This is a genomic window from Lysobacter sp. A289, assembly GCF_054072675.1.
In genome coordinates, this window is sequence record NZ_JBSVRN010000001.1 from 916,328 (window position 1) to 935,978 (window position 19,651).

Below are 19,651 nucleotides of genomic sequence, written 5' to 3' on the forward strand. Positions count from 1 at the left end.
TCGTGCCCGTTCCATGACTCACGGATAATGCGGCACCCAGGAACGGCACGCCCCCCATGTCTGATCGCTCCACCCCCGCCACAATGGCGTCGCCGGCCTCGCCGGCCTCGTCGGCCCTCGAGCCGCGCGTGCTGATCCCGCTAGCCCTGTTCACGCTATACGTGGTCTGGGGTTCCACTTACCTCGGCATCCACTTTGCACTGGAAAGCTATCCGCCGTTCCTACTGGCGGGTTTGCGGTTCCTCGGTGCCGGCGTGGCGTTCTACGCGTTCCTGCACTGGCGCGGGCACGCCACGCCGACCCGCCTGCAGTGGCGCAATGCGGCGATCACCGGTTTGCTGCTGCTCGGGTTTGGCAACGGCCTGGTGTGCTTCGCCCAGGAGCGGGTGAGCTCGGGCATCGCGGCGGTTGCTGTATCCAGCATGCCGCTGTTCGCGGCGGCGTTCTCCGGCATGTACGGACAGTGGCCGACGCGCCGGGAAACCATTGGCCTGCTGGTCGGCTTCGCCGGCGTGATCGTGCTCAACATGGGCAGCGGCCTGTCCGGCGAGCGTCTGGGTGCGATCGCCCTGCTGACCGCGGCGGCGTGCTGGGCATTCGGCTCGGTCTGGAGCCGTCGCCAGGACATGCCGGTCGGACCGATGAACACCGCGGCGCAGATGCTGTGTGCCAGCGTCGCCCTGCTTGGCGTGGGCTTTGCCAGCGGCGAAACGCTGCCGGCCGCGCCGACCCTGCGCGCGACGTTGGCGCTGGTCTACCTGGGGGTATTCGGCTCGATCATTGCCTTCAGCGCCTACCTGTATGTGCTCAAGCATGCACGACCGGCGGTCGCCACGAGCTATGCCTATGTCAACCCGCCGGTGGCGGTGTTGTTCGGCGTGTTGCTGGCCGGCGAACATGTCGGCCGTTATGACCTCGTCGGTATGGCGATCATCCTGGCCGGAGTGGTCATCATTACCCTGTCGAAGACAGCGAGAACCCGCAACGCTCGATGAGGCCGTGGCCAAGGGGAGGCGCTCCGCACTTGGAGTCACGGTGCTTGACGCTCGGGCTCGACGAAGGGGACTGGCTCCACCCGGGTCCCCTCACGGTTCTGGAAAAGCTTGTCCATTCCGGCCCGATCGTCGTTGCTCGACACTTCCAGGGCGAAGCGTTCGGCATCGCGTGCACGGATGTCATCGGATACGGTCTGGGCCGCGAGCACGTTCACTCCAAGCAACTCGAGCGCACGGCGCCCAAACAGCATCGCCGACTCGAAACCCTCCCGGACTTGCACGTCGACTCCGGCGTGGACCAGCTCGCGGGCGTGCGCCCGGTCGTAGGCACGCACCATCAAGATTGTGTTTGGAAATGCCGAGCGCACCAGTTCGGTGATGCGCGTGGCGGCCTTCGGGTCGTCGATGCAGACCAGAACGGCACGTGCCTTTTCGGCGCCGGAAGCCTGTAGCACGTCCAAGCGCGATCCGTCGCCGTAGTAGACCTTGAAGCCGAAGCGCTCGGCATTGCGGATCCTGTCCGCGTCGTTGTCGATGATGCTCACGTCCATGCCGCCGGCCAGCAACGACTGGCTGGCGACCTGGCCGAAGCGCCCGAACCCGATGACCAGCACGCTAGCGCGCAGACTCTTCGCCGGGTCGATGCCCTCGAGCGAAGGGCCCCCGCGACGAAGCAGAGGTCGAACGACAATCAGCATCATCGGGGTGAGCACCATCGACAGAACGACGATCGCGGTCAGGTTGGCGTTGACGCTCGCATCGATCAGTCCGACCCCGGCGGCCGCCGCATAAAGCACGAAGGCAAACTCACCGCCCTGGGCCATCAGCACCGAGCGGTCGAGCGCTTCATGGTGCGAACTGCGCAGCAACCGTGCCACCAGGTAGATGCACACACCCTTGGCCAGCATCATTGCCGGTACCGCAACTGCGATCAGAACCCAGTTGGCTGTCACCACCGTCAGGTCCAGCGACATGCCCACCGCCAGGAAGAACAGCCCCAGCAGCAGGCCACGAAACGGCTCGATGTCGGCTTCGAGCTGGTGCCGAAACGTCGACTCCGACAACAGCACACCCGCCAGGAACGCACCCATTGCCATCGACAGCCCGCCCAGTTCCATCAGTAGGGCAGAGCCCAGCACGACCAGCAGCGCCGCGGCGGTCATCACCTCGCGCGCCTTTGAGGCCGCGAGGATGCGAAACAAAGGATTGAGCAGCCATAGCCCGGCCACAATCAGCGCCAGGATGGCACCGAGCCCCCAAAGCACCTCCATCCACCGGGCTCCCGCTGAAGCTTCGGGCGCGGCGGGCGCCATGAATGCCACCAGTGCCAGAAGCGGCACGATCAGCATGTCCTCGAACAGCAGCACCGAAACCATCTTCTGGCCAGCAGGGGTGGCCAGGTCGCCGCGCTCGCCCAGCACTTGGAAGACGATGGCGGTCGAGGTCAGCACGAAGCCGGCCCCACTGATGAAGGCGACTGCCGGGGGGAACCCCAACGCCATGCCTACGCCAGACAGCGCGGCAACGGCCGCGCCGATCTGCAGGGTACCCAATCCAAAAATCTGTCCCCGCAGCTGCCACAGGTGGCTCGGACGCATCTCCAGTCCGATGACGAACAGGAACATCACCACCCCCAGTTCGGCGATGTGGAGGATGGCGCCCGGATCGGAGAACAGCGCCAGCCCGAAGGGGCCGATGGCGAGTCCGGCTGCCAGATATCCCAGCACCGACCCCAGGCCGATTCGACGAAACAGCGGTACGGCGATCACTGCGGCGGCGAGCAGCGAGACCAGGCGGATCAGGTCACCGGCGCTGTGGCCGGTTTCGATGGTCGCGATATCCATTGTTCAGACGTGCAACTTGCGAGGTACCCGCGGGATGCCGACGTCGCATTCGAGCGCCTGCCGGTCCCATCCGGCCAGATCCGCGGCGGCCTTGTAGGTTGATTGCAGGAAGCGCATCAGGTCGCCCTCGGGATCAGCGCTGGTTCGCACGGCCTCGTAGGGCAGCACGAACTCGCCAAGCTTCTTGTCGAAGCGGGCCGCCGCCGGCTCGACGGCATGGTCGGCAAAGCCGTCGGGCGCTGGATAGGCGTAGGAATAGAACATCGCCTCGTCCACACCGCCGCCGCCTGGCCAGAATCCGGCGGAAGACACCTCATGGCTATAGGCCTCCCGCGTAACGTCATCGGGAAGCGCCGGAACCTTGCCCGGATGAAGGGGCGCCTTGCGGCCTGAGAACCGGGTGACGGCCAGATCGAAGGATCCCCAGAACAAATGCACAGGCGAAACCTTGCCGAGGAAGCCGGTGCGAAACCGCGTGAATACCCGGTCAATCTGCAACAAGGCCTTGTGGAACCGCCGGACCGCCTCCCGGTCGTATGGCCGGCGCGCGGTGTCCTGAGCAAACGGCTTCGCATCCGGGATCTCGTTGGGAGCGCCATGGATGTCCATCCGCCCGCCAAGCCGTTCCACCATGCGGGACGTGCGCTCCAGGAACTCGCTCACGCTCATCGCCTCCAGCGGGAAGCTCTCGCGCCCATCGCGCGTTTCACCCACAAGCGCGTGCTCGTGGAAGTCGAAGGTCAGCGTGAGGTCTCCCTCGCCGTCGGGCACGGCACCCGTCGTAAGACCACGTGGCGTGACGTAGAGCGTGGCGTGCCAAGAGTGATTCACCCACGGCGTGTGCGCGAACCGGTACTTGCCGACGATCTGGGTCCACAGATGCAGGGCGGTACAGGTTTCCGCCCAGACGTCGTAGGGTAGGGAAGGCCAGTTGTTCTGTTGCCGGTTTCGATCAGTCATCCGATCAGCTCCATCGATTGGCGCGCGGGGAAGTCCCCTCAAGTATGTAACTTCTCATCCGGCTGCTGTGCGCGGTAGCACTGTTTCGCGTCAAGCTGTGTTGCACACGCAGGAACACTGGAACAGACAATGGTGTGCCAGACTTTGTCCCGATAAGCGGCCCGCTCCGAAGGAATTCTCATCATGACCAAAGCATCCGATCTCTTCATCCAGTGTCTGGAGGAAGAGGGGGTGGAGTACATTTTTGGGGTTCCCGGCGAGGAGAATCTGGACATGCTTGACAGCCTCAGCCGCTCGACCAGGATCCAGCTGATCCTTACCCGGCACGAACAGGGCGCAGGCTTCATGGCCGCGACCTATGGCCGGCATACCGGCAAGGCGGGGGTATGCATGGCGACCCTGGGGCCGGGCGCGACCAATCTGGTCACCCCCGCCGCCTATGCGCAGCTTGGCGGCATGCCGATCCTGATGGTCACCGGGCAAAAGCCGATCAAGAAGTCGAAGCAAGGCCGCTTCCAGATCCTCGATGTGGTCGGCATGATGAAGCCGCTGACCAAGTTCACCCATCAACTCGCCAGCGCCGACAACATCCCCAGCCGGGTGCGCGAGGCTTTCCGGCTCGCAGAAGAGGAAAAGCCAGGCGCGACGCATATCGAGTTTCCCGAGGATGTCGCCAACGAGAAGACCGAATCTTTGCCGCTCACACGCAGCCACACGCGGCGCCCCACTGCCGATGTGAAGTCGATCCGCGCTGCGGTGCTTGCGCTTGAAAACGCCAAGTCGCCGATCCTGGTGATCGGCGCAGGCGCCAACCGCACCATGACCAGCCGGATGCTGCTCCAGTTCATCGAGAAGACCGGCATCCCGTTCCTTACCACTCAGCTCGGCAAGGGTGTGATCGACGAACGTCACCCCAGGTTTGTCGGCTGCGCGGCTCTGTCAGCGGGCGATTTTGTCCACCGCGCGGTCGAGTCCGCCGACCTGATCGTCAATATCGGTCATGACGTGATCGAGAAGCCGCCGTTCTTCATGCATGCGGGCGGCGCGCAGGTGATCCATGTCTCGTCGAAGACCGCCGAGGTCGATCCGGTCTATTTCCCGCAGATCGAGGTTATCGGCGACATCGCCAACGCGATCTGGCAGATCAAGCAGGACATCGTTCCCAATGGGGGCTGGAAGTTCGACGCGATGCTGGCGGCGCGCAAGGGCCAGGTCGCGCACACCGCGTCGATCTCGGGCGATGCACGCTTCCCCATCACCCCGTCCTTTCTGGTCGAACAGGTCCGCGCGGCGATGCCCGAAGACGGCATCATCTGCCTCGACAATGGGGTGTACAAGATCTGGTTCGCGCGCGACTATCCGGCTTACCGCCCCAATACCGTGCTGCTCGACAATGCGCTCGCCACAATGGGCGCGGGCCTGCCCTCGGCCATGGCCTCGGCGATGGTCTATCCCGATCGCCAGGTGATGGCGATCTGCGGCGATGGCGGCTTCATGATGAACAGCCAGGAAATGGAGACGGCCGTTCGCTTGAAGCTCAACCTCACCGTGCTGATCCTCAACGACAACAGCTACGGCATGATCCGCTGGAAGCAGGCGGACATGGGCTTCAAGGACTGGGGGCTGACCTATGGCAACCCCGATTTCGTCAAGTACGCGGAAAGCTATGGCGCGTTCGGCCATCGCGCTGAAAGCGCGGAGCATCTCAAGCAGTTGCTCGCGCAAACCCGTGACACGCTTGGCGTCCATCTGATCGAGTGCCCGGTCGACTATTCGGAGAACGACCAGATCCTCAACATCGACATCAAGAAGCTGTCGAAAGAACTGTAATAGCTGTCCCGTTCCCCGGCTTTCGCCGGAAAGCGGGGCGCGGCCCCGGAGTTTCGAATGACCAAGCTCAAGTCCGTCTATCCGCTCTATCTCAACAACGTGGCGCAGCAGCCGAACACCGATCTCGCAGTAACTGACAAGTTCACCGGTGAGGTCGCGTTCCGCGTCGCGCGGGCCGATGTCGCGACGATCGATACGGCGATCGCGGGTGCGGTCGAGGCGGCAGAACCGATGGCGCGGATGGCGAGCTACGAGCGCCAGGCGGTGCTCACTCATTGCGTCACCCGCTTCACCGAGCGGTTCGACGAGCTCGCCTACGCGCTGTGCGTCGAGGCGGGCAAGCCGATCAAGGACAGCGAGGGCGAGGTCGCCCGACTGATCGACACCTTCCGCATCGCCGCCGAGGAGTCGGTGCGGATGAACGGCGAGGTCCAGACGCTCGACATCTCGGCGCGCGCCAAGGGCTATCAGGGCATGTGGAAGCGTGTGCCCATCGGACCGTGTTCCTTCATCTCGCCGTTCAACTTCCCGCTCAACCTGGCCGCGCACAAGATCGCTCCGGCGCTCGCGGTGGGCTGTCCGTTCGTGATGAAGCCGGCGAGCCGGACCCCCTTGGGCGCGATCATCATCGGCGAAGTGCTTGCCGAGACCGACCTGCCCAAAGGCGCATTCTCGATCCTGCCCACCAGCCGCGACGGTGCCGACCTGTTCACCACCGACGACCGGCTCAAGCTGCTCTCGTTCACCGGATCGCCCGATGTCGGCTGGGATCTCAAGACGCGCAGCGGCAAGAAAAAGGTGGTGCTCGAACTCGGCGGGAATGCCGCGGTGATCGTCGATGCTGATGCCGATCTCGACGATGCGCTCGAGCGCGTCATCTTCGGCGCCTTCTACCAGTCGGGGCAGAGCTGTATCGGGGTGCAGCGCATCATCATCCATGCCGATGTCTACGACCGCTTCCGCGACATGCTGGTCGCCAGGACGGAGACGCTGGTGGCGGGCGACCCCAAGCAGCGCGACACGTTCATCGGCCCGATGATCGATGTCAAGGAAGCGACACGGCTCGAAACCTGGGTCAACGAGGCGATCGCCGCCGGCGGCACTCTGCTTTGCGGCGGCAGCAGCGACGGCGCGATGCTCGACGCCACCCTGCTCGAAGCCGTGCCTGCTGACACCAAGATTGTCATCGAAGAGGCGTTCGGCCCTGTTGCAGTGCTGTCGAGCTTCACCGATTTCAGTGCCGCACTCGCCGAGGTCAACGCCTCCAAATTCGGATTGCAGGCGGGCGTCTTCACCCGCGACCTGTTCAAGATGTTCGACGCCTGGGATCATCTCGATGTCGGCGGCGTGGTGGTCAACGATGTGCCCAGCTACCGCGTCGACAACATGCCCTATGGCGGGGTCAAAGATTCGGGCCTGGGCCGCGAAGGCGTGCGTTTCGCGATGGAAGACATGACCGAAATCCGCAACTTGGTGATTCGCCGACCGTAAGGCGCGCCTGCGGGAGCGAAATTCAAGGCAGCAGGGCTAATGTCTTGGCGAATATCAGAACCGATCAGGCGATTGCGCCACCGTCGGCGGTCAGGATGGCGCCCGTGATCACGCTCGCCGCGGGACTTGCAAGAAAGACTACGGCGTTCGCGATTTCGCGCGGCTCGCCATAGCGCCCCAACGACGTCAGGCTTCGCTGGAGATCGGCAGCCGCGCCGTCCGCCGGATTTGATTCCGTATTGGTCGCCCCGGGCTGCACGAGATTCACGGTGATGCCACTGGGACCAAGTTCGCGCGAAAGGCCGCGGGTGAAGGAGGTAAGTGCCGCCTTGGACATCGCATAAAGTGTGATGCCCGGGAACGGAACCCGCTCACCCAGGGCCGAACCGATGGTGACGATGCGTCCCCCTTCGGAGAGGTGCGGGATTACCGCCTTCGCAAACAGCACTGGCGCTCGTACGTTGATATCCATTACGGCCTGATATTCGCTCACATCAAGGTCGGCGATCATTCCGTTGTGGCCGATGGCCGCGCTGTTGACGAGAATATCGAGCCCGCCGAGCGCTGAGACGGCTTCGCTCACGGCGCGCGTGATGGCGTCCGGATCGGCGCTATCGGCCTGGATGGGGATTGCGCGCCGCCCTGTGGCCTCGATGGACTTGGCCAGCGCTTCAGCTCTTTCGGCCGAGCTCTGGTAGGTGAAGGCGACGTCGGCGCCGTTCTCTGCGAGCCCCAGCGCGATCGCGGCACCGATGCCCCGTGATCCACCGGTTACCAATGCACGCTTTCCATTCAAATCGATCATAGGTTCGTCCTTTTCAACATGGTTGGTTCAAGGGCCCACGTGAGTTGTTCTCGCTGTGGGAAGGTTGATGGGTGAACCTTCTCATCCAGCTGCTGTGCACGGTAGCCCTGTCTCTCGTCAGGCTGTGTTGCACACATGGGAACGCTGGAACGAACAACGACTTGTCAGACTGGATCCCAAGTAGTCGAACTACTGCCGTCCCTGGAGTAGGTGACAGGACGCATCGTGCCGGCGTGGGGGAACTTCCCCTGACGATAGGCGGAATAGTAGCCGGCCAGTTCCTCCTGGGACCCGGCGATGAACGGTCCCTTTGCAACCACCGAAATGTTTTGTGGCTGTCCGGCGTAGAGCAATACTCGAGCGCCACCTTCACCCGCCCGCAACGCAAGCAGGCTGTCGCCGTCGCCCATGGGTCGCGTCCAGCCCACCGTACCTTTGGCAAGTATCTCGGCTGTGACGCCGGCCTCCACCTCACCGTCGATCACCACCACAAACGCGTTGTAGGAGGCAGGGAGATGCGATGCGAAGGTGGCCCCTGGCTCCAACCGGATATCGATCAACGTCACCGGAACAGCGTTCATCGCAGGTGCCGCCGCGTCCCCTGACTTGCCGCTGTAGACCGTTGCCAGGACGCCTGGCTCAGCGTGCACAGGCATCTCGGCGCGGCGCAGGATCTGCACCCGTGGCGGCATGTTGCGCTGCGCCTCAGGCAGGATCAGCCAAAGCTGGAACAGACGCATCCCGGTGGAGACCATCGCGTTCTCGGAATGGACGATGCCGCTGCCAGCCGTCATCCATTCGACATCGCCTTCCTCCAGCCGCCCGCCGGTGTCCTCCATCGTGCCGTTGAGCATGAAGGTGACGGTCTCGAGCCCGGCATGGGGGTGCGACTCCCCAAACCTTCCCTCGCGCGTGATGTTGTCATCGGCCATGAGGAAGAAGGGATCGGTTGCGGGCAGATCACCCGGTGCAATCACCAAAGTAGCCTTATGCCTGTCGCCGCCGAAGCCTGGGCCCAGCGCGGGTATCCGGATGACACGATCAATCGATCTCTCAAACATTGGCCAAGTCCTTCTCGTGGTTCAGGGCGTTCTCGCCGAGCCGGCACCGCCCCGGCATGAGTGCCCATCGTCGCTGACCTGCCTCACATGATTTAGAGGCACGATCGACAACCCTGCTTGCTCAATGCGCAACCTGAAACTGGCGGCCGGCAACAACCACCGGAGGTGCGTGTCATGCCGCCTCTGCTGCAAGACGCGTGTCGATCGCGACACCACTCTTGATCGCCAGCGTCACCGGCGTGCGTTCGGCGATATCGGCGAGCTTCGCCCGTTGTGGGTCGTCCAGTCCGACGATCTCCAGCACCCGCTCGATGCGATCCGCACCGTCCTCGCGCGGCCGCAGGTAGCGCAGTTGCACATCCAGCGCGACCAGCGGCCACTGTTTGCGCTCGGCATACATCCGCAGCGTCATCAACGTGCATGCGCCAAGCGCACCGAGCAGCAGGCCGAACGGGCGGGGGCCAGCGTTGTGCCCGCCCAACGCCTCGGGTTCGTCGGCGACGATCGCGTGCCCATCGATACGCATCGTCACCGCATAGGGCACATCGCCGATACGGGCCTGTGCCCGGCCGAGGGTGAGGCTGGCATGCCGTGCCGTGTCGTCTTTCATCGCAGGCCTCACGAAATGGCGGGCGCGGGAGGCGCGGGAGGCGCGGGATCGTCGGGCAGGGGGATGAACTCGGCGTCGTCGGCATCGGGCAGCTTCATGCGGCCGGCCTTCCAGTCCGCTGCAGCCTGCGCCAGCCGCTCCTCCGATGACGACACGAAGTTCCAGTAGAGGAAGCGCTCGCCGACGGGCTCCCCGCCGAGCACCATCACCGTCGAATGCTCCACGGCCCGCAGCCGTGATGCGCCCTTGCCCAGGACCAGCATCCTGCCGGCGGTATAGGTGACGCCGTCGAGCTCCACCGCACCGGTGGCGATGTACACGGCGCGCTCGGAATAACCGGTGGGGATTTCCGCCGTCGAGCCTGCGTCCATATCGAGGTGCGCGTAGAACTGCGGCGAATGCGTCGCTGCGGCCGCGGTGAGGCCGTAGGCGGTGCCTGCGATGAGCTGCCCGTGCACACCGCCGTCGCTCCACTGCGGCAGGTCGTCGCCGGCGTGGTGCGAAAAGCCAGGATCCACCTCTTCGTACTCGGCCGGCAGCGCGACCCAGGCCTGAATGCCGTGCAGGTGGTCGCCCTGTGCCCGCGCGCGCTCGAACCGTTCGCTGTGCGTGATGCCGCGGCCGGCGGTCATCCAGTTGACTTCCCGCGGGCGGATCGCCTGTGCGTACCCCAGGCTGTCGCGATGCATCATCTCCCCGGAGAACAGGTAGGTGACGGTGGACAGGCCGATGTGTGGATGCGGGCGCACGTCCGCGCTGCGGTCCACACCGGCCGGGATGTCCATGGGACCGATATGGTCAAAAAAGATGTACGGTCCGACCATACGGCGTTCGGCGAAGGGCAGCACGCGGCCGACCTCCATGCCGCCACCAAGCTGCCGGCGCCGTTGTTCGATGATCAGTTCAACCATGTCGTGTCTCCGTTCGCACGTCGCCGGCTAAGTACCGGCCTCTCTGGATGCGCAAGCCAGCTCCTCGTACCTGCTCAGGTCATCCCGCGCTGCCAGCGACGGGCGTATCGAGCAGCTGCTGTTCCCACAGGAACGCAATGCCGCTACCCGCGGCGTGATGCTGGAGCACCTTCACGAACTCGGCGGCGTGCTCGGTTCGTGCGTGGTCGCGATACCATTCGGACGCAAGCGCCAGCCAGGTCATCACATTGGCTCCGGCGGCGATCATGCGCTGGATGGCCACCTCATGGGATTCGACGGAAACCCCGCCGCATGCATCGGTGACCACCGTCACGTCCCAACCTTCGCCGAGGGCCTGAATCACCGGCATCGCGACGCAGATCTCGGTGTAGAGGCCTGCGATGATCAACTGCTTGCGGCCGGTTGCCTTCACGACATCGACGACCTTCTTGTCTTCCCAGGTGTTGAGGGTGGTGCGATCAATCACCTCCTGGCCGGGGAACACATCGGTGATCTGGGGGAAGATGTGGCCGCCACGGTCCTCGACCACGCTGGTCAGGATGGTCGGCACGCCGAATGCCTTGGCGGACTTGGCGAGCGCCGCGGAGTTGTTGACCACCATGTGCGGGTCGTGACTGTTGAGGTTCGCCAGTTGGAAGGGCTGATGGTCGATCAGAACGAGCACCGAGTCTTCGGGACGAAGTAGAGAGTCAAGACCGTTACGGAAGGGCATGCTTACATCCTCTGCAGGTAGAGTGGGGGAGACTGATTTTTCCCCAAGGCGTGCGCGGACTGGTGCGCTGCCTCAGGGGAGATACGTTGTCACCCCCCTTCGTGGATCGGTAGCCCGTTCTCGCGTCATGCTGTGTCGCATAAGCCGGAACGCTGGGCTGGTACTATCCACGTCAGCCCGAGTCACGAGATCGAGAGAAGCGAGGTGGACATCGAAGATCTCAGGACATTCGTGGAAGTCGCCGATGCGGGAGGGGTTTCCCCAGCAGCGCGCCGGCTTGGCGTTTCGAAGTCCATCGTCAGCCGGCGATTGGTCCGGCTTGAGGCGGAACTTGGTATCCAGCTGCTAGCACGCACCACGCGTGGCGCGGCGCTTACCGAAGCCGGGAGTACGTTTCGGGATGCTGCGGCCAAAGCCTGCAGCGAGATCGACCTGGCCAGGGAAACCATCCTGCCCGACGGGGACCTGTTCGGGCGTTTGCGCGTCGCCGCGCCGCTTTCTTTTGGCCCGGCGCACTTCGCGCCGGTGCTCGCGCAGATGGCGCAACACCATCCGCAGCTCCACATCCATACCAGCTACACCGATCTGATGGTTGACCTTGTCGCCGAGGGTTTCGATTGTGCCATCCGGGTTGGCTATCTCCCGGACTCAAACCTGATAGCAAGACGCGTCGGGCCGGTTTATGGAAGCCTTGTGGCCAGCCCTGAATACCTCAAAGCTCACGGTTCCCCTGAGGCGCCCGACGATATCCTGGCCCACGAGGCCCTCATGCAGGGAACCGAAGCTTGGAAGTTCATGCATGGCGATGAGCTCGTCACGGTGCATCCGAGGGGGCGTTTCAAGGCCGACAACGCGACTGCGCTCGTTACCGCCGCCGTAGCAGGACTCGGTATCGCGTGGCTACCCGATGCGATCATCAGTGAGTATGTGGCGTCCGGCAGGCTTGTCCGGATCATGCCGCGCTATCCGCTGCCTCCGGCAGGCATTTTTGTTGTCCGCCCGCCAGGTAAGCATCCAGCACGGAAAGTACGGGCTCTGACCGAATTGCTCATCGAGTGCTTTGATCAGGCGTCGCTGGTGCCGGAAACTGCCCCTGCCTGAGCGGTGCGATGCACCAGGCCGACTGCGCCGGTGCCGGAGTTGACCCCGGTCATCGCGCAGACCTCGCTGCGGCGCTACCGCCGCCTGCGCAGGAGCTTGCGCCGCAGTTCCCGGCTGATCGTGCTGGGCGAATATATGCTCTCAGCCGGCCCCTTGGTGTGTGCGATTAGGGAGCGTTATCGGGGTAGGGAAGGGCAGCTTCCGACCCTGCCGGCGAGATCGCCGACGCATCGACGGCGGAGTTCCTGGGCAACTATCTCAAGGAACTCCACGAGTTCATCGCCCGCGTCCTGACAGTGTTGCCGCGCGGCGCCTGAGGGCCGCAATCCGGTCCCGCGTTGTGCGTTGGCAGGTTCCTATGACGTTTCGGCGTCGTCGGAGGAGGTGGCCATGTCGCGCGCGTGCTGCCCCGGCTTGTCGGCGACTCCATCAGGCATGGCTTCACCGAGTTCGGTTTCCACCGCAGCGCCCCGTTCCAGGGTCCGGTGCACGGGGCATTTGCCGGCGATTTCCACCAGTCGCTGCCTCTGCTCGGCGGACAGGTTGCCTTCCAGCAGCAAACGCCGCGTGAACAGGTCCGAGGGCTCGGTTCCGCGTCGGCGGCTATGGCCGACCGTGACCGTCACGCGGCCCAGTGAGAGTTGCTTGCCGCGCGCGTACATGCGCAGCGTCATCGCCGTGCACGCGCCGAGCCCGGCGGCGAGCAGATCGTAGGGTGTGGGACCTGACCCGAGGCCACCGACCTCGGGCGGCTCGTCGGCAAGAAAATGGACGCCGCCGGCGCTGACCTCGACCTGGAAGTCGCCTTCACCGGTCTCCGCCACGGTCACCACGCCGGACTGCGCGTCGCTGCGCGCCGGCAGTGCACTCTTCAGGGAGCGCGATGACCAGGCAGCAATGATGGTGGCGGCAAACTCCGCATCCTGGCGATCGGTGAGCAGGTGATCCGCGCCGTCCAGCGAGATGAAGCTCTTGGGATGGAGCGCCGCCTTGTAGATCGCCGTCGCATTGTCGATGCCAACGATTGAATCCTGCGGCGAATGCAGGATCAGCAGGGGTTTCCTGAGCGCCCGGATCCGCTCCCCCTGGTCGTGGGATGCAAGATCGTCGACGAAGGACTGGCGGAGCCGGAACGGTCGCCCGCCGATCCGGACTTCCGCCTCGCCCTTCTCGCGCAGTTCCTCGATGCCGCCAGCGAAGAGCCGCGTGACATGGTCGACATCGAAAGGTGCGCCAATCGTCGCCACAGCCCGTGTTTCAGGTATCTGACCGGCGGCCGCCAGAACCGCGGCGCCCCCCAGGCTATGGCCGATCAACAATGCCGGCGGCCGCCCCGCCTGTCGCATCGCATCGGCGGCGGCGATCAGGTCGGCGATGCTGCCGCTGAAGCTGCTGTCAGCGAACTCGCCGCCGCTTTGCCCGAGGCCGGTAAAGTCAAAGCGAAGCACGCCATAGCCAAGCGCGGTCAGTGCCTTGCCGAGCCGAACCGCAGCGAGCGAGTTCTTCGTGCAAGTGAAGCAATGGGCGAACAGCGCATAGGACGATACCGGACCCTCCGGCAGGTCCAGCATGCCGGAAAGCTGTTGGCCATCCGCGCCGGTGAAATCGAATGGTTGTGTCGACATCGTTTCTGCTCTTCCGGGTTTTTATAAACGGTACATCATGTGCCGCGAAGCTCCGTCTCGATCGGCACGCCGGATTTGAGAGTGAGGGTGACGGGTGTGCGTTCGGCAATATCGGCCAGACGCGCGCGCTGCTCATCGGTCAACGTGCCTTCAAGCGCGATGATCCGCTCGATGCGAGCAGCGTCGCCATGGCGGATGAAGCGCAGTTCGACACGCACCCGCTGCAGTTCCCACTGCTTGCGTTCGGCGTACATGCGCAGGGTGATCGCGGTGCAGGCGCCGAGGCCCGACAGAAGATGCTCGTAGGGTGTCGGTCCGCTGTCACTACCGCCATGGGCCTTGCGCTCGTCTGCGACGAGGGTGTGGTGGCCAGCCGCTACATCGACCCGGTAATTGTCGGTGCCGATAGTGCTTGTCGCCCGAGCAATAAGGCGATCGCCTGCTGGAAGTTCATGGTCGCTCATTGCATTGCTCCTCGAAGTCGCGTGGCGCGGAATTGCGAAGTCTCATCATGCGCTTGTCTATGATGGGTTTGGTCGTGGTTGAAGATTCCTGCAGCCGGACGGGGCATCGTTCGCTATTGCTTAAAGCCCGAGCTGTCCACCGTCGACGGAGGCTTGGCGTTCGCTCGGTCTGCTGATCGAAGCTGCCTTGTCAGGTATCTGGGAGGGCCCGATCCACCTGCATGCAGTTGGTGCGATAGTTGGAGCACCACGGACCCGCTCGGTTCAAGACTGGAGTCTTTCGATGATCGAACTCATCATTCAGCAGTGCCGCCGCGACCTCGGTAGCTTCGAGGTGGGCCGCATACTGCCGTTCGCCAAACGACGCATGGTCGGGCCTTACATATTCTTCGACCGCATGGGCCCCAAGGACCTCGCGCCAGGACTGCCGCGAAAGGCAGAAGTTCGCCCGCATCCGCACATCGGGCTGTCGACCATCACCTATCTGTTCGACGGCGAGATCGTGCACCGCGAGAGCCTTGGCTCGGAGCAGGAGATCCGCCAGCAGGGCTAGGGATTTGCGGCGTTGGCGCTTTCAATCGTGGATTGGGAGTGTGGAGCACTTTTCACGCGTCGATAACGCCAGCGGTGGTTTGTTTGGGAGAACCAATGGGGAAATTCCACATGATCGACACCCTGATCGACCGGCATCGCGATGCGCTGATCCTGCTGGCCCGCTTTCTGCTGATGGTGCTCTTCGTCATTTCGGGCTGGTCCAAACTGATCGATTACGAGGGAACGGTCGGGTATCTGGCGTCGATCGGCACCCCCGTACCACCGATTGCCGTGGCGGTTGCGGTGATCATGGAGTTCTTCGTCGCCCTCGCCTTGATCGCCGGCGTGTGGGTGCGTCCCCTGACGCTCCTGATGGCCCTGTTCGTGCTGGGGACGGGGCTGATCGGCCATCCGTTCTGGTCCATGGAAGGCGCCGATCGTGCCATGAACATGACCCAGTTCTACAAGAACCTGGCGATCGTCGGCGGCTTGCTGCTGCTTGCCGTCACCGGAGCTGGTCGCTACGCGTTGATGCGGCGTCAATCGTAGGTTCCGTCCGTGAGTCGTCTGCCGCAAAGCGGTGCTGGGACCCGGTGGGTGGTACCGGTCGTAGGCGCGCTGACGCTGTTAATCGGGGCGTTCATGGCGATCGGCGGCGGCCGGCTGCTGATGCTCGGCGGCAGCCCGTATTTCGTGCTCGCGGGCATCGGCCTGGTGGTCGCGGCGGTGCTGATGTTCCGCCGCCGGGCCGCCGGCACCTGGCTGTATGCGTTGGTGATGCTGGCGACGCTCGGTTGGGCGTTGTGGGATGTGGGCCTGGCGTTCTGGCCGCTGGTGTCGCGGCTGTTCGCGTTCGGCGTGCTGAGCCTGCTGGTCGCGCTGGCCTGGCCCGCGCTGACGGGTACCCGCAGTCGCGGCGCATGGATCGCCGCCGCCGTGCTCGCCGTGGCCCTGCTCGCCACTGCCATCCGCGCGTTCCAGCCGAGCCCGATGGTGCAGGCCAGCGGCCCGTATCCGGCGGTGACGCCGGTATCGCCGGCGGCGGCACAGAAGGAATGGCGGCATTGGGGCAACACGACCGCCGGCACGCACTTCGCGGCGCTCGACCAGATCAACCGCGACAACGTCGGCCAACTGCAGGTCGCGTGGACGGCGCGCACGGGCGACATCCCCGAGAGCACGGGCTCCGGTGCCGAGGATCAGAACACGCCGCTGCAGATCGGCGACACGCTGTATGTGTGCACCGCCTACGGCAAGGTGTTGGCGCTGGACGTGGACACCGGCGAGGAGGCGTGGCGGTTCGACCCGCACGCCACCGCGCCCAACTGGCAGCGCTGTCGCGGTCTTGGCTACCACGAGCAGCTGGCTGGCACGGTCGCACCTGACGCCCTCGACGAAATCGGCGAGGCCGCAGCAACGCCGGCACCGGCCACTCCAGCCACCGCCACCGCCACCGCATCGGCATCGGCATCGGCATCGGCCAGCGTCGATCCGGTCGGACGCCAGGCTCTTGCCTCGACGAGCTGCAGCAAGCGCCTGTTCCTGCCCACCCTCGACGCCCGCCTGATCGCGCTGGATGCCGACAGCGGCCAACCGTGCGCGGACTTCGGCGACAACGGTACGGTCGACCTCAGCATCGACATGGGCGAGATCAAGCCCGGCTACTACCAGCAGACCTCGACCCCGCTGGTGGCCGGCGACCTGGTGATCGTCGGCGGCCGCGTCGCCGACAACTTCTCGGTCGGCGAACCGCCCGGCGTGGTCCGCGCCTACCACGCAGTCACCGGCGAGCTGGCCTGGGCCTGGGATCCGGGTAACCCCGCCACCACCCTGCGCCCGCCCGAAGGCGAGACCTACACCCGCGGTACGCCCAACGTGTGGTCGGCGATGGCCTACGACCCCGCACTGGGCCTGGTGTACCTGCCGACCGGCAACGCCACCCCGGACTTCTGGTCCGGCCATCGCAGCGAACTCGACGACAAGTATTCATCGGCGGTGGTCGCGGTGGATGTCGCCACCGGCCGGCCGCGCTGGCACTACCAGATGACCCACCGCGACCTGTGGGACTTCGACATCCCGGCCCAGCCGCTGTTGTACGACGTGCCCGACGGCAACGGCGGCACCCTGCCGGCGCTGGTGCAGATCACCAAGCAGGGCGAGATCTTCATGCTCAACCGGGTCACCGGCGAGCCGATCGCCGAAGTCGTCGAAAAGCCGGTGCCACAGGGCAACCTGCCCGGCGAGCGCTATTCACCGACCCAGCCGTACTCGGTCGGCATGCCCTCGATCGGCAACGAGACCCTGGTCGAGTCCGACATGTGGGGCGCCACCCCGTTCGACCAGTTGCTGTGCCGGATCCAGTTCAAGTCACTGCGCCACGAGGGCGTGTACACCCCGCCGGGGCTGGACCGCTCGCTGCAGATGCCCGGCTCGCTGGGCGGCATGAACTGGGGCGGCGTCTCGGTCGACCCGACCACCCACACCATGTTCGTCAACGACATGCGCCTGGGGCTGGCCAACTACATGGTGCCGCGCGCGGACGTCCCGACCTCCGCCAGCGGCATCGAGATGGGCATCGTCCCGCAGGACGGCACGCCTTACGGTGCGATGCGCGAGCGTTACCTCTCGCAGCTCGGCATCCCCTGCCAGAAGCCGCCGTTCGGCACCATGACCGCGATCGACCTGGCCAGCCGCGAGATCCTCTGGCAGGTGCCACTGGGTACCGTGCAGGACACCGGCCCGTTGGGCATCAAGATGCATCTGCCGATCCCGGTCGGCATGCCGACCCTGGCCGGCTCGCTGGCCACCCAGTCCGGCCTGGTGTTCTTCGCCGGTACCCAGGACTACTACCTGCGCGCGCTCGACGGCCGCACCGGCAAGGAATTGTGGAAGGCGCGGTTGCCGGTCGGCAGCCAGGCGGGGCCGATGACCTACGTCTCGCCCGATACCGGCCGCCAGTACGTGGTGGTGACCGCCGGTGGTGCCCGCACCTCGCCCGACCGCGGCGACTATGTGATCGCCTATGCGTTGCCGCAGGGTCGAACCGATGGCGCCCCCGACTGACAGGATCAGGACCGCCACCACCGGGATCCAATCCATCGATACCCGGGGCTGCGGACGCAGCCATCGGCGTCGTCCGGCGCTGGCGATGGCCGTCTGTGCACTCCTCGCCTTGTGCGCAGCGGGCACGGGCATACCAGCGCATGCGCAGGAAACCACCGACTGGCGCGAACGCGACACCCTCAGCGGCGATTGGGGCGGCGCCCGCACCCGTTGGAATGACGCCGGTGTCATCTTCAATGCAGGCTATGCCGCCGAAGTGGCCGGCAACCTGTCCGGCGGTGACAAGCGCACCGCACGCTATACCCAGCAGCTCGAACTCGAGACCCTGCTCGACATGGAGCGCTTGGCCGGGATCGACGACGCGCGCGTGCAGATCACGCTCAACCACCGCACCGGGCGCAGCCTCAGCGCCGATGTCCTGCACAACCAGTTTTCGGTGCAGCAGCTGTACACCAACGCGCAGATCCTGCGCCTGAGCCAGCTCAACTGGCTGCAGCACTTTGACGACGGCCGGCTGACGGTGCAATTGGGCTGGTCGCCGCTGGGCAACGACCTGGCGCGCCTGGATGCCTTCTGCAAGTTCCAGAACGTGGTCATCTGCGGCCATGCGAACGCGATGACCATCAACAGCGGCGCGATCAACGGCCCGGTCAGCCAGTGGGGCGCGCGCATCAAGTACTGGCCCACCGACCGCTTCTACATCAACACCGGCGTCTACCGGAACAATCCCGATGGCGGCACCGACGACGGCTTCGACCTGTCGCTCGACAACGACGGCAACTTCTACCCCATCGAGCTGGGCTGGCAGCGCGCGCCGGACAGGCTGGAGGGACTGATTGCGATCGGCGTCTACTACAACAGCGCAACCACCCCGGACGTGCACACCGACATCGACGACGGCCCGGCCGGCCTCACCGGGCAGCCTTTCCTGCAGCACGGCGGGCGCCACGGCGGCTATGTCATGGGGCGCCAGGTGGTGTACCGACCGGACCCCGGCAACCCGGACCGGGGGCTGTCGTTCGGGGGCATCGCCGGCGTCGGCGACAGCGCGACCGCGCGGTTCCGCCATTTCGCCATCGTGGGCGGCCTGTACCGCGGGCCGTTCGCGTCACGCCCCAATGACTACGCCGCCTTCATGGTGGCCTGGTCACCGACCAACCTGCGGCTCATGCGCTACCAGCAGGATCGCAATCGCATGGTTCCGGGCAGTGTGCCGGTGCAGCACTGGGAAACGGTGATCGAGGTCGACTACGGCATCCAGGCCACGCCGTGGCTGCTGCTGCAGCCCAACCTGCAGTACATCGTGCAGCCCGGCGGCAACGACGATCGCAGCAATGCCCTGGTGCTGGGGCTGCACATGGTCATTCGGCTCTGACGCCTGTACGGACGAGCCGCCCCATGTTTCGCGCTGCGGCGGAAAAGATGCCCCACGTTTAGTCAGTCTCGATCCGCAGACTGTCCCGACCTACTTGCGCGTGGAGCGCGTCAGCCCCGGGGGAGCTAATTGGCTCCCCAGAAGCAGAAGGGCGCTTGATAAGTTGATTCAGACGACGCTTCTCAAGTCTCCGCCAGGCTTTGGTCTCCGAGATCCTAAGCGCGGGCTGAGTAAAGCCTGGGCCGGCAT

17 protein-coding genes are annotated in these 19,651 nt (G+C 64.9%); 8 read left to right on the forward strand and 9 right to left on the reverse strand.

What is annotated here, in order from left to right; genetic code table 11:
• The first annotated feature begins 56 nt into the window (after positions 1–56).
• Complete coding sequence (gene yedA / locus ACW5DN_RS04265) at positions 57–995, forward strand: drug/metabolite exporter YedA (protein ID WP_456961500.1); 939 nt, start codon at positions 57–59, stop codon at positions 993–995.
• A gap of 35 nt (positions 996–1,030) precedes the next feature.
• On the opposite strand, the gene ACW5DN_RS04270 is transcribed toward yedA, so the two are convergent.
• Entirely contained in the window at positions 1,031–2,839 is a 1,809-nt protein-coding gene (locus ACW5DN_RS04270; protein WP_456961501.1) for a monovalent cation:proton antiporter-2 (CPA2) family protein, read from the reverse strand.
• Positions 2,840–2,842: 3 nt separating this feature from the next.
• Positions 2,843–3,799 (reverse strand): DUF5996 family protein, encoded by a 957-nt coding sequence (locus ACW5DN_RS04275; RefSeq protein WP_456961502.1) that lies wholly within the window; start codon positions 3,797–3,799, stop codon positions 2,843–2,845.
• A 183-nt stretch (positions 3,800–3,982) separates the two neighbouring features.
• On the opposite strand from ACW5DN_RS04275, the gene ACW5DN_RS04280 reads away from it, so the two are divergent.
• Together ACW5DN_RS04280 and ACW5DN_RS04285 are read left to right on the forward strand one after the other, a co-directional pair.
• Positions 3,983–5,629, forward strand: a complete 1,647-nt coding sequence (locus ACW5DN_RS04280; RefSeq protein WP_456961503.1) for an acetolactate synthase large subunit — start codon at positions 3,983–3,985, stop codon at positions 5,627–5,629.
• A 57-nt stretch (positions 5,630–5,686) separates the two neighbouring features.
• A complete protein-coding gene (locus tag ACW5DN_RS04285; RefSeq protein WP_456961504.1) occupies positions 5,687–7,120 on the forward strand; it encodes an aldehyde dehydrogenase family protein in 1,434 nt (477 codons plus the stop codon).
• Positions 7,121–7,184: 64 nt separating this feature from the next.
• Here the strand turns inward: ACW5DN_RS04285 and ACW5DN_RS04290 are convergent, their stop codons facing one another.
• The 5 genes from ACW5DN_RS04290 to ACW5DN_RS04310 form a co-directional block, all read right to left on the reverse strand.
• The gene (locus ACW5DN_RS04290; RefSeq protein WP_456961505.1) at positions 7,185–7,925 is read right to left on the reverse strand and encodes an SDR family NAD(P)-dependent oxidoreductase; all 741 of its coding nucleotides are present in this window, start codon (positions 7,923–7,925) and stop codon (positions 7,185–7,187) included.
• A gap of 164 nt (positions 7,926–8,089) precedes the next feature.
• Complete coding sequence (locus tag ACW5DN_RS04295) at positions 8,090–8,986, reverse strand: pirin family protein (protein WP_456961506.1); 897 nt, start codon at positions 8,984–8,986, stop codon at positions 8,090–8,092.
• Positions 8,987–9,158: 172 nt separating this feature from the next.
• A complete protein-coding gene (locus tag ACW5DN_RS04300; RefSeq protein ID WP_456961507.1) occupies positions 9,159–9,596 on the reverse strand; it encodes an OsmC family protein in 438 nt (145 codons plus the stop codon).
• Positions 9,597–9,604: 8 nt separating this feature from the next.
• Positions 9,605–10,507 (reverse strand): pirin family protein, encoded by a 903-nt coding sequence (locus ACW5DN_RS04305; RefSeq protein ID WP_456961508.1) that lies wholly within the window; start codon positions 10,505–10,507, stop codon positions 9,605–9,607.
• A gap of 79 nt (positions 10,508–10,586) precedes the next feature.
• Positions 10,587–11,240, reverse strand: coding sequence for a hydrolase (locus tag ACW5DN_RS04310; RefSeq protein WP_456961509.1), 654 nt, complete (start codon positions 11,238–11,240; stop codon positions 10,587–10,589).
• A 204-nt stretch (positions 11,241–11,444) separates the two neighbouring features.
• Between ACW5DN_RS04310 and ACW5DN_RS04315 the strand changes: the two genes are divergently transcribed.
• The gene (locus tag ACW5DN_RS04315; protein WP_456961510.1) at positions 11,445–12,341 is read left to right on the forward strand and encodes a LysR family transcriptional regulator; all 897 of its coding nucleotides are present in this window, start codon (positions 11,445–11,447) and stop codon (positions 12,339–12,341) included.
• Positions 12,342–12,697: 356 nt separating this feature from the next.
• On the opposite strand, the gene ACW5DN_RS04320 is transcribed toward ACW5DN_RS04315, so the two are convergent.
• A complete protein-coding gene (locus ACW5DN_RS04320; RefSeq protein WP_456961511.1) occupies positions 12,698–13,912 on the reverse strand; it encodes an alpha/beta fold hydrolase in 1,215 nt (404 codons plus the stop codon).
• An 89-nt stretch (positions 13,913–14,001) separates the two neighbouring features.
• The gene (locus ACW5DN_RS04325) at positions 14,002–14,430 is read right to left on the reverse strand and encodes an OsmC family protein (protein ID WP_456961512.1); all 429 of its coding nucleotides are present in this window, start codon (positions 14,428–14,430) and stop codon (positions 14,002–14,004) included.
• A gap of 283 nt (positions 14,431–14,713) precedes the next feature.
• Between ACW5DN_RS04325 and ACW5DN_RS04330 the strand changes: the two genes are divergently transcribed.
• The 4 genes from ACW5DN_RS04330 (at position 14,714) to ACW5DN_RS04345 (ending at position 19,402) form a co-directional block, all read left to right on the forward strand.
• Positions 14,714–14,983: a pirin family protein gene (locus tag ACW5DN_RS04330; protein WP_456961513.1), complete on the forward strand. Its 270-nt coding sequence runs from the start codon at positions 14,714–14,716 to the stop codon at positions 14,981–14,983.
• Positions 14,984–15,093: 110 nt separating this feature from the next.
• Complete coding sequence (locus tag ACW5DN_RS04335; protein WP_456961514.1) at positions 15,094–15,513, forward strand: DoxX family protein; 420 nt, start codon at positions 15,094–15,096, stop codon at positions 15,511–15,513.
• Between the two features lie 48 nt (positions 15,514–15,561).
• Positions 15,562–18,027, forward strand: a complete 2,466-nt coding sequence (locus tag ACW5DN_RS04340; protein ID WP_456962959.1) for a membrane-bound PQQ-dependent dehydrogenase, glucose/quinate/shikimate family — start codon at positions 15,562–15,564, stop codon at positions 18,025–18,027.
• Complete coding sequence (locus tag ACW5DN_RS04345; protein WP_456961515.1) at positions 18,011–19,402, forward strand: carbohydrate porin; 1,392 nt, start codon at positions 18,011–18,013, stop codon at positions 19,400–19,402. Before ACW5DN_RS04340 ends, ACW5DN_RS04345 begins: the two co-directional genes overlap by 17 nt.
• The last annotated feature ends 249 nt before the right edge of the window (positions 19,403–19,651 follow it).

Excerpts from the sequence above, each read along its gene's own strand:
- ACW5DN_RS04270 (WP_456961501.1), bottom strand. The coding sequence starts at position 2,839 with ATGGATATCGCGACCATCGAAACCGGCCACAGCGCCGGTGACCTGATC.
- ACW5DN_RS04290 (WP_456961505.1), bottom strand. The coding sequence starts at position 7,925 with ATGATCGATTTGAATGGAAAGCGTGCATTGGTAACCGGTGGATCACGG.
- ACW5DN_RS04320 (WP_456961511.1), bottom strand. The coding sequence starts at position 13,912 with ATGCTGGACCTGCCGGAGGGTCCGGTATCGTCCTATGCGCTGTTCGCC.
- yedA (WP_456961500.1), top strand. The coding sequence starts at position 57 with ATGTCTGATCGCTCCACCCCCGCCACAATGGCGTCGCCGGCCTCGCCG.
- ACW5DN_RS04285 (WP_456961504.1), top strand. The coding sequence starts at position 5,687 with ATGACCAAGCTCAAGTCCGTCTATCCGCTCTATCTCAACAACGTGGCG.
- ACW5DN_RS04300 (WP_456961507.1), bottom strand. The coding sequence starts at position 9,596 with ATGAAAGACGACACGGCACGGCATGCCAGCCTCACCCTCGGCCGGGCA.
- ACW5DN_RS04295 (WP_456961506.1), bottom strand. The coding sequence starts at position 8,986 with ATGTTTGAGAGATCGATTGATCGTGTCATCCGGATACCCGCGCTGGGC.
- ACW5DN_RS04330 (WP_456961513.1), top strand. The coding sequence starts at position 14,714 with ATGATCGAACTCATCATTCAGCAGTGCCGCCGCGACCTCGGTAGCTTC.
- ACW5DN_RS04325 (WP_456961512.1), bottom strand. The coding sequence starts at position 14,430 with ATGAGCGACCATGAACTTCCAGCAGGCGATCGCCTTATTGCTCGGGCG.
- ACW5DN_RS04345 (WP_456961515.1), top strand. The coding sequence starts at position 18,011 with ATGGCGCCCCCGACTGACAGGATCAGGACCGCCACCACCGGGATCCAA.
- ACW5DN_RS04335 (WP_456961514.1), top strand. The coding sequence starts at position 15,094 with ATGATCGACACCCTGATCGACCGGCATCGCGATGCGCTGATCCTGCTG.
- ACW5DN_RS04275 (WP_456961502.1), bottom strand. The coding sequence starts at position 3,799 with ATGACTGATCGAAACCGGCAACAGAACAACTGGCCTTCCCTACCCTAC.
- ACW5DN_RS04280 (WP_456961503.1), top strand. The coding sequence starts at position 3,983 with ATGACCAAAGCATCCGATCTCTTCATCCAGTGTCTGGAGGAAGAGGGG.
- ACW5DN_RS04310 (WP_456961509.1), bottom strand. The coding sequence starts at position 11,240 with ATGCCCTTCCGTAACGGTCTTGACTCTCTACTTCGTCCCGAAGACTCG.
- ACW5DN_RS04305 (WP_456961508.1), bottom strand. The coding sequence starts at position 10,507 with ATGGTTGAACTGATCATCGAACAACGGCGCCGGCAGCTTGGTGGCGGC.